At 61.6% G+C, this 11,197-nt stretch carries 11 protein-coding genes; 4 read left to right on the top strand and 7 right to left on the bottom strand.

The window, feature by feature from the left end; genetic code table 11:
- Positions 1-309: 309 nt before the first annotated feature.
- The 4 genes from ACTNBK_RS12125 (at position 310) to ACTNBK_RS12110 (ending at position 3,863) form a co-directional block, all read left to right on the top strand.
- Positions 310-504, top strand: coding sequence for a hypothetical protein (locus ACTNBK_RS12125; protein WP_441146422.1), 195 nt, complete (start codon positions 310-312; stop codon positions 502-504).
- Between the two features lie 73 nt (positions 505-577).
- Complete coding sequence (locus ACTNBK_RS12120) at positions 578-2,281, top strand: glutamine--tRNA ligase/YqeY domain fusion protein (RefSeq protein WP_441146420.1); 1,704 nt, start codon at positions 578-580, stop codon at positions 2,279-2,281.
- Between the two features lie 68 nt (positions 2,282-2,349).
- Positions 2,350-3,378 carry a threonine aldolase family protein gene (locus ACTNBK_RS12115; protein ID WP_441146418.1) on the top strand — a complete coding sequence of 343 codons (1,029 nt, stop codon included), beginning with the start codon at positions 2,350-2,352 and terminating at the stop codon, positions 3,376-3,378.
- Between the two features lie 29 nt (positions 3,379-3,407).
- A complete protein-coding gene (locus ACTNBK_RS12110) occupies positions 3,408-3,863 on the top strand; it encodes a phosphate-starvation-inducible PsiE family protein (RefSeq protein WP_294512604.1) in 456 nt (151 codons plus the stop codon).
- A gap of 18 nt (positions 3,864-3,881) precedes the next feature.
- On the opposite strand, the gene ACTNBK_RS12105 is transcribed toward ACTNBK_RS12110, so the two are convergent.
- From ACTNBK_RS12105 to murG, 7 genes are all read right to left on the bottom strand, one after another.
- Positions 3,882-4,853, bottom strand: coding sequence for a hypothetical protein (locus ACTNBK_RS12105; RefSeq protein WP_441146416.1), 972 nt, complete (start codon positions 4,851-4,853; stop codon positions 3,882-3,884).
- Between the two features lie 66 nt (positions 4,854-4,919).
- Positions 4,920-5,030 carry a helix-turn-helix transcriptional regulator gene (locus ACTNBK_RS12100; RefSeq protein ID WP_441146414.1) on the bottom strand — a complete coding sequence of 37 codons (111 nt, stop codon included), beginning with the start codon at positions 5,028-5,030 and terminating at the stop codon, positions 4,920-4,922.
- Positions 5,031-5,178: 148 nt separating this feature from the next.
- Positions 5,179-6,108, bottom strand: a complete 930-nt coding sequence (locus tag ACTNBK_RS12095) for a magnesium transporter CorA family protein (protein ID WP_294512490.1) — start codon at positions 6,106-6,108, stop codon at positions 5,179-5,181.
- Positions 6,109-6,574: 466 nt separating this feature from the next.
- A complete protein-coding gene (gene ftsZ, locus ACTNBK_RS12090; RefSeq protein ID WP_441146411.1) occupies positions 6,575-7,714 on the bottom strand; it encodes a cell division protein FtsZ in 1,140 nt (379 codons plus the stop codon).
- 127 nt (positions 7,715-7,841) lie between these two features.
- On the bottom strand, positions 7,842-8,618 hold the full coding sequence (locus tag ACTNBK_RS12085; protein WP_441146409.1) for a cell division protein FtsQ/DivIB: 777 nt from the start codon (positions 8,616-8,618) through the stop codon (positions 7,842-7,844).
- A gap of 81 nt (positions 8,619-8,699) precedes the next feature.
- On the bottom strand, positions 8,700-9,986 hold the full coding sequence (murA, locus tag ACTNBK_RS12080) for a UDP-N-acetylglucosamine 1-carboxyvinyltransferase (protein WP_441146407.1): 1,287 nt from the start codon (positions 9,984-9,986) through the stop codon (positions 8,700-8,702).
- Positions 9,987-10,061: 75 nt separating this feature from the next.
- Positions 10,062-11,186 carry an undecaprenyldiphospho-muramoylpentapeptide beta-N-acetylglucosaminyltransferase gene (murG, locus tag ACTNBK_RS12075; RefSeq protein ID WP_441146405.1) on the bottom strand — a complete coding sequence of 375 codons (1,125 nt, stop codon included), beginning with the start codon at positions 11,184-11,186 and terminating at the stop codon, positions 10,062-10,064.
- Positions 11,187-11,197 lie beyond the last annotated feature (11 nt).

The raw sequence follows: 11,197 nt of genomic DNA, 5'->3' as shown, positions 1-11,197 counted from the left end.
TATCCGTAAATGTTTCCTGTTTCTTCATCCCCATACACCACCATTGCGTTGATAGTGTTATTATCCCACATCCGGAGCCTTTATGGTAGTGCGGATTAAATCAGAGATTCCATAGACTTCCTGGCCGAGGCCAGGCCGAAGGCCTGCTGCCCCAGGGGCTCACCCTGGACGCCACTGTGATGCCCCGCGGGGAGGCCTCCCTACTGCTGGACACTGCTCTCACCATCATCACCACCATGTACACCTCCAATATCCACGGCCACATGCCCCCCATACGCCCCCTCCGGCCTCGCCATCGAGGTGGGCGGTGTGGACATCGCCATCGTGGGTCTGACCGACGATGTCAGTAAGGCTACCACCCACTTCTCCAACACCCAGGACATCGAGTTCCACAGCCAGTGGGAGGCGTGCCAGGACGTGGTGGCCCAGACCGACGCTGAGTCCCTTTCCCCGTGTCTCTTTCAGGCGTGTCCGCTGTACAGTGGACACGCCTGTTTTTTATGAGAAATCCGTTGCTTTTTTGCCGAGGGCAGGGTAAAATATAGAATTGCATGAAAACTAAAGGAGTGACAAAACCATGACCGAGGAACACAAGTCCGCCACCGGAGCCGAGACTCCCGTAATGACCCAAAACTTCATCCATGATTTTATTGACGAGGACCTGGGGCAGGGTGGGCAGTTCCAAGGCATGACCGTCCACACCCGTTTCCCTCCGGAGCCCAACGGCTACCTGCACATTGGCCACGCCAAGGCCATCTTTATCGACTTCGGCACCGCCGAAAAGTACGGCGGCCTGTGCAACCTGCGCATGGACGACACCAACCCCACCAAAGAGGACGTGGAGTACGTGGAGGCCATCCAGGAGGACATCCACTGGCTGGGCTACGACTGGGGCGACCGGTTCTACTACGCCTCCGACTATTTTGAGAAGATGTACGAGTACGCCGTGGAGCTCATCAAGAAGGGCCTGGCCTACGTCTGTGAGCTCACCCCCGAGGAGTTCAAGGAGTACCGGGGCGACGTGAACACCCCCGCCCGCTCTCCCTGGCGGGACCGTCCCATCGAGGAGTCCCTGGATCTCTTCGCCCGGATGCGCGCCGGTGAGTTCCCCAACGGCAAGTACACCCTCCGGGCCAAGATCGACCTGGAGAGCGGCAACTTCAACATGCGGGACCCCGTCATCTACCGCATCAACCACATGCACCACCACCGCCAGGGGGACAAGTGGTGCATCTACCCCATGTATGACTTCGCCCACCCCATTGAGGACGCCCTGGAGGGGATCACCCACTCCCTGTGCTCCCTGGAGTTTGAGGACCACCGGCCCCTCTACGACTGGGTCATTGCCAACTGCCCCGTCCCCGCCAAGCCCCGCCAGATCGAGTTCGCCCGCCTGGGTATCAACTACACCGTCATGTCCAAGCGCAAGCTCCGCCAGCTGGTGGAGGAGGGCCGGGTCTCCGGTTGGGACGATCCCCGGATGCCCACCCTGTGCGGTCTGCGCCGCCGGGGCTACACCCCCCGCTCCATCCGCAACTTCTCCGAGCGCAACGGCGTGAGCAAGGCCGCCTCCACTGTGGAGTTCGCCTTCCTGGAGCACTGCCTCCGGGAGGACCTCAACGACGTGGCCCAGCGCCGGATGGCGGTCCTCCGCCCCGTGAAGCTGGTCATCACCAACTACCCCGAGGGACAGAGCGAGACCTTTGAGGTGGAAAACAACCCCAACCGGCCCGAGGACGGCACCCGTGAGGTCACCTTCTCCCGGGAGGTCTACGTGGAGTCCGAGGACTTCCTGGAGACCCCCGTGCCCAAGTACAAGCGCCTCTACCCCAACGGCCCCGAGTGCCGCCTGAAGGGTGCCTACCTGATCCAGTGCACCGGCTGCAAGAAGGATGAAAGCGGAAACGTGGTGGAGATCTACGCCACCTATGATCCCGACAGCCGCGGCGGCGATCCCGCCGACGGACGGAAGGTAAAGGGCGCCACTATTCACTGGGTGGACGCCGCCACCGCCGTGGACGCCGAGATCCGGCTCTACGACAACCTCTTCTCCGACGCCGACCCCGACGCCGGCGACAAGAACTTCCTGGACTGCCTGAACCCCAACTCCCTGGAGGTCCTCAGCGGCGCTAAGGTGGAGCGCTGCCTAGCCGACGCCCAGGCCCCCGCCTCCTTCCAGTTCCTGCGCCAGGGCTACTTCTGCGTGGACAACAAGGACTCCAAGCCCGGCCATCTGGTTTTCAACCGCTCTGTGAGCCTGAAGGATTCTTTCAAATTCTAAGCGGCAGCGAACGGCGGACGGCCAGAGGCCGCCCGCCGTTTTTATTCCGCACTTGGAGGTCATAAAAGATGAAGCAGTATCTCTTCCGCAACGACTACTCCTTCGGCGCCCATCCCAAGGTCCTCTCCGCTCTGGCCGAGACCAACCTGGAGGGCAACATCGGCTATGGAGATGACGCCTACTGTGATCGGGCCAAGTCTCTGATCCGGGACTTGTGCCAGTGCCCCCAGGCCGAGGTGCAGTTCCTCATCGGCGGCACCCAGACCAACTTTACCGCCATCGCCGCCTTCCTGCGGCCCTGGGAGGGCGTCATCGCCGCCGACTCCTCCCACATCAACGGCCACGAGGTGGGCGCTGTGGAGGCCACCGGCCACAAGATCCTCCAGATCCACACCGGTCCAGACGGCAAGATCACCCCGGCGCAGATCGCGCCCATCCTGGAACGGCACAAGGACGTACATCTGGTCAAGCCCCGGCTGGTGGAGATCGCCGACGCCACCGAGAGCGGCATGGTCTACACCAAGGCTGAACTCACCGCCCTCTCCGAGTACTGCCGGGCCAATGATCTGCTCCTCTTCCTGGACGGCGCCCGGCTAGGCTCTGCCCTGGCCTCCTCCCAAAATGACCTGACCCTCCCCGATCTGGCCCGGCTCACCGATGCCTTCTACATCGGCGGCACCAAGAACGGCGCCCTCATGGGCGAGGCCCTGGTCATCACCAACCCCGCCCTCCAGCCCGACTTCTTCCGCATCAAAAAGCAGTTGGGCGCGGTGCTGGCCAAGGGCTGGCTGCTGGGGGTCCAGTTTGAGGCCCTGCTGAAGGACGGCCTCTACTTTGAGATGGCCCGCCACGCCAATGCTATGGCCACCCGTCTCCAGGCCGGGCTGAAGTCTCTGGGCTGGACTCTGTGGGTGGACTCCCCCACCAACCAGGTTTTTGCCGTGGTGGATGACGCCACCAAAGCCAAACTTGACACTCTGTGCGCCTACGAAGACTGGTGCCCTGCCCAGGAGCCCGGCCACACTGTGATCCGCTTCGTTACCTGCTTCGCCACCGCCTCTGAGGACGTGGACGGCTTCCTGGCCGCCCTGCGCTGACAGACAGGAGGGACCCAACTGTGGATATTATGTACTATCTGAAGATCAAGATCCCAAACACCATCTACCGCATCGCCCAGCTACTGGAAATTCTGGTCAGCGTCCTGGTGATCCTCGCGATCCTGTTCTCCTTTGCCACCATCTTTCACCAGTTGGGCCTTATGGCCACAGATCCCAGCAGCGTGGACGGCCTTCAGTCGTTCCTGTCCACTACCTTTACCGTCGTCATCGGCATCGAGTTTCTGAAGATGCTCAGCCGGCACAACCTGAGCTCGGTAGTGGAGGTCCTCCTCTTCGCGATCTCTCGCCAGATGGTCATTGAGCACACCTCTCCTGCGGAAAATCTGCTGATGGTGGCCGCCATTGCCGCCCTCTTCCTCATCCGCAAATTCCTTTTCATCCCCGGATTGGACGATAAGCAGACCCTTACCGTTCCCCGCTCCGATGACCCCATAGAAGAACACATCGGCGCTGGTCGTCATTGAACAAAAGAGCACGCCCCATCACTCAGATGGGTCGTGCTCTTTTTCTGCTTCCTCCGGCGGAGTCTCCGGAGGGACAGACTCTCTTTTCTCCACTCTGGAGAACCGCACGCACTGGAGCAGCACCCACAGGGCACACAGCGCCGCCGCCGCCAGCGGCATGGCCCAGGAGGCCTGACCCAGGGGCTCATAGATGCTCCCCAGAGTGGTGGAATAGGGGATGAGCCGCTGGGTGACTGGCGACCAGGCGATCTTATATACTCGGAGGCCGATCATTCCCCAGCACAGGGCAGTCATGCACCACACCGCCGGAATCCACCGCCGGTGTCCTCGGCCCAGCAGGGGCAGAGACCCCAGCACTGCCAGGATGGCCAGATAGAGGGAGAAGGCCGACTCCTGCCCCTCGTAGAGCGCCACCGGCAGATCCGGCCGCTCATAGAAGAGCCAGAAGGCGGCCGCCAGCCAGGGAACCAGCCCCGGCAGCAGCCGGCGGATGGGTGGCCGGGCCAGTACAAGCCGCAGACGGCACGGATCGCCTCCGCTGCTCCAGCGGAAGACCAGGTGCTGAATCACGGCGGTCAGTCCCACGGCGCCCACCAGGATGGCCAGAACCCCAAACAGGACCGATCCACCCTTTCCGCTCAGTAACAGTCCCTGAACGGAGGCACCCAACATGGCCTGCGAGGAGCCAAACAGCGTCAATGCCACTGCGGCGATGACCGTCTTGGTCACAAAGGTGAGATTCACCGCCAGACACATCAGGGCATTGGAGATCTGAAACCAGCGGCTGTGATAGGTGTAATACTTTTGCAGGTAGACACCATAGGCCATGCAGCCCAGGTAGGCGCAGTAACACAGCACCATGGGCATAAAGAGATCCAGCAGATAGAAGAGAACGCCGCCGCCCAGGGCAAAGGCAAAGGACAGCAGGCTCTGCCAGTCGGCCCGGCTCAGGGACCGGATGGGCTTCTCCCCGTCCAGCAGGTCGTCCACCGCCACTCCCAGGGCCCGGGCCAGGGGTACCAGCAGCGGGACATCCGGATACCCGCTGCCGCTTTCTCACCGTGAGACCGTCTTGTTGCTCACCCCCAGCATGTCGGCCAGCTCCTGCTGGGTGAGGTTCTTATCCCGCCGGTACTGCTTCAATCGATCTGAAAAGCTCTGTTCCATTTGGGTCTCGCCCCCTTTCTTTGGCGTCATTGTACCATGGAATCGGCTCCCGACGCCACCCCACCGTCCGGGAATTCTGTCTCGCATACCGGGAATGGCCCTAAAAACACAAGACCCCGGGCCAAAGATACGGCCCGGGGTCACCGGTTCAAAACAGGTCCTTCTTCTTCAGGATCACGGCAATGACACCAATGATGACGCCGGTGATAATCAGCGGCACCCACCAGAACTGGTCCAACGGCAGCCCGCTACCGTTGATATTCATGCCATAGAAACCAAAGACAATGTTGGGGATGGTCAGCAGGATGGTGATGGAGGTCAGCACCTTCATGATGACGTTCAGGTTGTTGGAAATCACGCTGGCAAAGGCGTCCATCATACCCGAGATGATGGAGGAGTAAATGTTGGCCATCTCAATGGCCTGACGCACCTCAATGAGCACGTCCTCCAGCAGATCGTGGTCCTCCTCGTAGAGGGTGATGATGCGGCCGCGGAGGATCTTCTCCAGCGTCACCTCATTGGCCTTTAGTGACGTGTTGAAGTAGACCAGAGATTTTTCCAGGTCCAGGAGCTGGATGAGCTCCTTGTTCCGCTGGGACTTGTAGAGCTGGCGCTCCATATAGTTGTAGATCTTGTCGATCTGTTTCAGGTACTGGAGGAAGCGTTTGGCCACCTGCAGCAGCAGATAGAGAATGAAGCTGGTCTTCTTCTGGGTCTCCGCATTCTTCACCAGGCCGTCCTGGAAGTCCCGGATGATGGGGGTCTCCTTCAGGCAGACGGTGATGATGCACTTCTCCGCCACGATGATACCCAGGGGCAAGGTGGAGTAGACCACCGCGTCCCCCTTCTCCACCGCGGGGAGGTCAATGATGATGAGGGTCTGCCCGTCCTCGGTATCGATTCGGGAGGTCTCCTCCTCATCCAGTGCAGCTCTCAGAAAGCCTGGGTCAATGCCCAGCAGCGCGGTGACGGTGGACATCTCGTCCTCCGTGGGATAGGTGAGGTTCACCCAGCAGCCGTCCTCCGCCTTGTCCAGTTTGGTCATCTGACCGTTGATGGTCTTGTGAATGGTCAGCATTGGTATCACGCCTTTCCCGGTACGGGAAAATGGGTATAAAAATCCCGCACCGCCTCATTTTGCCGCCCCTGCGGGTCTCCCCGCCCGGGCTTGAACGGCGAATCAGGCGTGCGGTCCTCACCGGCTAAATCGGTCAGACGCAGAGCCAATACGCCGTGCTACGTACATGATGTCTTCGACTCAAAGGGTCACCGCTCACGGCGCATATCACTCCTTCGGTTTACGGATCGTCTTTCCCACAGTGGAAAGACATATTTATGCCAAATTGTGGGATATATGCCCACGAATAAACCATTTTACAGTTTATTCAGCAGGTATTATTATAAGCCCCTTTCCTTCGGATTGCAAGCCCTTTTGGATCTGATACCCTCCTTTCCCTAGCAAAATACTGCTGCTAGTGACAGCCGCGCGATTTTGACAGAAAAGGCCCGGAGCCATACGGCTCCGGGCCCTATTGATCCACTTTTTACTTGTCCCGGTTGAAGATCTTGAAGATATCCACAAAGGGGTCTTCCTCCGGCTCCTCAGAAAGGGGCTCCAGTGCGGGACGGTCGTTGGCTCCGCCCGGCGTCTTGGCCCCGCCTCCAGCCCGCTCCTTGCTGGCAGCATCACGGCCACTGGAGAACACATTGTTAGATAGACCACCAGCCCCCTCTTCAAAGCCGGTGGAGATGACGGTGACACGGATCTCATCCTCCAGCTCCTCGTCGAAGGCGGCGCCGAAGATGATGAGGGCGTCGGGGTGGGCGGCCTGCTGCACCAGGTTGGCAGCGGTCTCCACCTCCTCCAGGCCGATGTCCATGGAGCCGGTGACGTTGACCAACACACCGTGGGCGCCGTTGATGGAGGTCTCCAGCAGGGGGCTGGAAATAGCCATCTTGGCGGCCTCCTCGGCCTTGTTCTTGCCCGCGGCCCGGCCCACGCCCATGTGAGCCATGCCGGCATCCTTCATGACGGCGGTGACATCGGCGAAGTCCAGATTGATGAAGCCGGTGTTCTTGATGAGGTCGGAGATAGACTGCACCGCCTGGCGCAGCACATCGTCGGCAATTTCAAAGGCGTTCTGGAAGGTGATCTTCTGATCGGTGGCAAACTTCAGACGCTCATTGGGGATGATGACCAGGGAGTCCACCTTGCCCCGGAGCTCCTCGATGCCAGCCTCGGCCTGGAGCATCCGGCGGCGGCCCTCAAAGGCGAAGGGTTTGGTGACCACACCCACGGTGAGCAGTCCGGCCTCCTTGGCGATGTCGGCCACGATGGGTGCCGCGCCGGTACCGGTTCCACCGCCCATACCGGCGGTGATGAAGACCATGTCGGCGTCCTCCAGCGCCTTGGCGATCTGGCCCCGGCTCTCCTCGGCAGACTTGCGGCCCACCTCCGGATTGGAGCCGGCGCCCTGTCCGCCGGTGAGCTTCTCGCCGATCTGGATCTTATAGGTGGCGCTGGAAGTGGTCAGCGCCTGCTTGTCCGTATTGACCGCGATAAAATCTACGCCCTGTACGCCGGAGCGCACCATGCGATTGACAACGTTGCTGCCGCCGCCGCCCACACCGATGACCTTAATGGTGACGACGCTCTCAGGCCCTGTATCCAATCCAAAAGCCATGCCCGTTCCTCCTATGTAAACAACTAGTGATAGTAAAGCTATGCAGACTGATTCCAATATACTGTATTGTATCTCTCTTTCCCAGTTAGGTCAATAGCTTGCGCAAGATTTCGTTCCACTTTCCCCGTCAACTTCCGGCCGTTTTCGGGATAAATCGGGGCTGATCCAGGGTGAGATCCACCACTCCTGTCTCATTTGATTGAATGATGCCCTGAGCCAGGGATTCGGTGAGTACCCGGGTCTGCCACATGAAATCGTCGCTCATGCGCATCTTCACCGTGAGACGCCCATCATAGACCATGGAGATCTCGGCGGCGGAGGTGAGATCAATGGAGGATACCTCGCCCAGAATGTCCCGCTGCTCCAGAGCGGAGAGCAGGTCCATCAGGCTCTCCAGCTTGAGGCTCTCGGCATCCTCCACCGCCAGAGTGGTCCCTACAGCGGGGAGCAGGGCGGTGAGTCCAGAGACCTCCGCCACACCCGCCTGCTCCGGCTTAGAGACCTGCTCCAGAATCTTGCCCTTGGCGTCTATGATCCACCAGCCTTCATCCCCTTGAATGACGGCGGCCGGTGTACGCTCGGTGACGTTGATGACCAGTCCGTCGGGCAGGGCGTGGCGGATATTCACCTCATCCACATAGGGGAGGGTGGAATAAATCTTCTGCGCCGTCCGTGAGCTCCCCACCAGGAACAGATTATCCCCCTTCTCCACCCCGGAGGCATCGATGATCTCCTGGGCAGTGTACCGGCTCACGCCGGTGACAGTGATGTCCTCCACCCGGAAAAAGACCACACAGCCCGCAGCAATCACCACCAGGATGATGATGAGGGAGAGCACTTTATAGAGGAAACCGAAGCGTCCCCGGTTTCGCCGTTTTCTTTTGTTGGAACGCCGTGATGCCATGGGTCCGCCTCCGGATTCGTTCTCTTTCTTCCTTGTTGGGTCAGTATACCACACAAAGGTAAGGAAATCGTTAAGAAATCCTTACAACTTGGGCAAGCCTCCCCCGCCGTCCTCCAGACGGCGGATGCGGGCGCCCAGGCCCCACAGCGTCTCCTCCAGCCCGTGGTAGCCCCGGTCGATGTGGCTCAGGCCCTCGATGTGGCTCACACCCTCCGCTCCCAGGGCGGCCACCACCAGCGCAGCGCCGCCCCGCAGGTCGGCGGCCCGCAGCGGCGCTCCGTGGAGTCTCTCCACACCGCACACCACCGCCACCCGGCCCTCCACCCGGATCCGGGCACCCATGCGGCAGAGCTCATCCACATGGCGGTAGCGGCTTTCAAACATATTTTCTACAAAAACGGTGGTCCCCCGACTCCTACACAAGGCCGCCATCACCGGCGGCTGGGCGTCGGTGGGGAAGCCCGGGTAGGGGGCCGTGCGGATGGGCCGCACCCCCTGGAGAGGGCCGTCCCGGCGGATAGAGATCCGCTGTTCCCCGCTGCGGACCCGGCAGCCAGCCTCCGTCAGGATGGCGGTGACGGTGGAAAGCTGACGGTAATCGGTGCCCAGGATCTCCGCCTCTCCCCCAGCGGCCGCCACCGCTGAGAGGAGCGTGGCCGCCACGATCCGGTCAGGCATGACGGTATGTTCTCCGCCGTGAAGCGTCTTCCCGCCGGTGACGGTGACCGTGGAGGTCCCCGCCCCCCGGACGTCGGCCCCCAGAGCGCGCAGGAAGCCCTGGAGATCCACGATCTCCGGCTCCCGGGCAGCATTGTTGATGACGGTGGTCCCCGCCGCCCCGCAGGCGCAGAGCATGGCGTTCTCCGTGGCCCCCACGCTGGGGATGGAGAGGTCGATCTGACAGCCCCGAAGTCCGCATTTTGGCAGGGCGCAGTGGAGGGCGCCACCCTCCTCCCGGATCTCCGCTCCCAGGGCCCGGATGGCCGCCAGGTGCAGGTCGATGGGCCGGGGCCCCAGCTCACAGCCCCCGGGCATACTCAGCTCCGCCGCCCCGGTACGGGCCAGGATGGCCCCCAGAAAGATTACCGAGGAGCGCATCTCCCGCATAAGGGCATCGGGCACATCGTTCCGGGTGAGCCCGGAGGCATCCACTGTTACCGTGTCGCCGGAGCGCTCCACCTTGCAGCCCAGGTGCTCCAGGATGGCTATGGATGCCCGCACATCCGAGAGATCGGGACAATTATGTACCACACTGACGCCGGGGCACAACACCGCCGCCGCCAGAATGGGCAGGACGCTGTTTTTGGCCCCGTGGACTATGGCCGTCCCTTCCAGCGTTCTGCCGCCTTCCACTTGATAAATGCTCATGACCGTCCACCCTCCGCATGTTGATGGTTTCAGGCCATACTATGCGTCCGGGCGGACGGGTGACAGCAAAGGACGTTACTTCCCCTCTTTCATGAGGGACATCAGGGTCTGATAGATCTCCTCGGCGGCGTCGGTAACCGAAAGGTCGGTCAGGGCCTTGGACATGGCCGCGCGTTTTTCCGGGTCGGCCAGCAGATCCTTGACCTCCCGGTAGAGAGCGGCGCCATCAATCTCCGGCTCCAGCAGCACCACCGCCGCCCCGTGGTGCTCCAGCACCCGCGCGTTCTTCTCCTGGTGGTTGTTGGTCACGTTGGGAGAGGGCACCAGCACACAGGGCTTGGCGATGGCGGTGAGCTCCGAGATGGTGGAAGCGCCCGCCCGGCACACCACCAGATCGGCGGCGGCCATGACAAGGGGCATGTCATAGATATACTCCCGCACCTCCGCCCCGCCAGTGAGGTCCACCCCACGCTCCGCCAGAGCGGCGGTGAGGCTCTTATAGTTCCGCCCAGCGCCGTGAATGTGGTGGAAGAGGAAGCCCTCCGCCGCCTCCGCCTGGAGAAAGTCGGCCATATACCGGTTCATGACGTCGGCCCCCAGACTCCCCCAGTAGGAGAGGACCAGAGGTCGGTTGTCGGCCAGCCCCAGAGCCTCCCGGGCCTCCTTACGGGTGTGATCGAAGAAGTCCCGGCGCACCGGCGTTCCGGTAACCACTACCCGCTCCGGGTGTGGATAGTGCTTCCGGGAGTCCTCAAAGCCCACCATGACCCGGTCCACCACCTTGGACAGGAGCTTGGTGGTGAGGCCGGGCACAGCGTTGGACTCGTGGACGGCGGTGGGGATGCCCCGCCGGGCGGCCTCCTTCACCACGGGGTAGGAGGCGTAGCCACCGGTGCCCACCACCAGGTCGGGCTTGAAGTCGTCCAGGATGGCCCGGGCCTGCCGCCGGGCCTGGGGCAGGGTGACCACTGTCATAACATTGTGCTTGATGTCCTTCCACTTCCACGCCCGGTGGATGGTGTTCACGTGGACGGTACGCAGCTCATAGCCCTCGTGTGGCACCAGGGTCCGCTCCATGCCGTTGTCCGCCCCGGCGAAGAGGACCTGACAGTCCTGGTGCCGGGACTGAAAGAGCCGCGCCAGGGCGATGGCGGGGTTGATGTGGCCGGCTGTGCCGCCGCAGGTAAAGAGGATCTTCACTTCAACACCTT

Origin of the sequence: Intestinimonas sp. HCP28S3_D6 (assembly GCF_052065695.1) — a bacterium.
GTDB lineage: Bacteria > Bacillota > Clostridia > Oscillospirales > Oscillospiraceae > Intestinimonas.
The sequence above is the reverse complement of the archived record's forward strand: the minus strand, read 5'-3'. Positions and strand labels throughout refer to the sequence as shown.

What these genes read in the sequence shown, in the direction of transcription:
- ACTNBK_RS12095 (WP_294512490.1), bottom strand. Translation starts at nt 6,108, where the DNA reads ATGCTGACCATTCACAAGACCATCAACGGTCAGATGACCAAACTGGAC.
- ACTNBK_RS12120 (WP_441146420.1), top strand. Translation starts at nt 578, where the DNA reads ATGACCGAGGAACACAAGTCCGCCACCGGAGCCGAGACTCCCGTAATG.
- ACTNBK_RS12100 (WP_441146414.1), bottom strand. Translation starts at nt 5,030, where the DNA reads ATGGAACAGAGCTTTTCAGATCGATTGAAGCAGTACCGGCGGGATAAG.
- ACTNBK_RS12115 (WP_441146418.1), top strand. Translation starts at nt 2,350, where the DNA reads ATGAAGCAGTATCTCTTCCGCAACGACTACTCCTTCGGCGCCCATCCC.
- ftsZ (WP_441146411.1), bottom strand. Translation starts at nt 7,714, where the DNA reads ATGGCTTTTGGATTGGATACAGGGCCTGAGAGCGTCGTCACCATTAAG.
- murA (WP_441146407.1), bottom strand. Translation starts at nt 9,986, where the DNA reads ATGAGCATTTATCAAGTGGAAGGCGGCAGAACGCTGGAAGGGACGGCC.
- ACTNBK_RS12110 (WP_294512604.1), top strand. Translation starts at nt 3,408, where the DNA reads ATGTACTATCTGAAGATCAAGATCCCAAACACCATCTACCGCATCGCC.
- ACTNBK_RS12085 (WP_441146409.1), bottom strand. Translation starts at nt 8,618, where the DNA reads ATGGCATCACGGCGTTCCAACAAAAGAAAACGGCGAAACCGGGGACGC.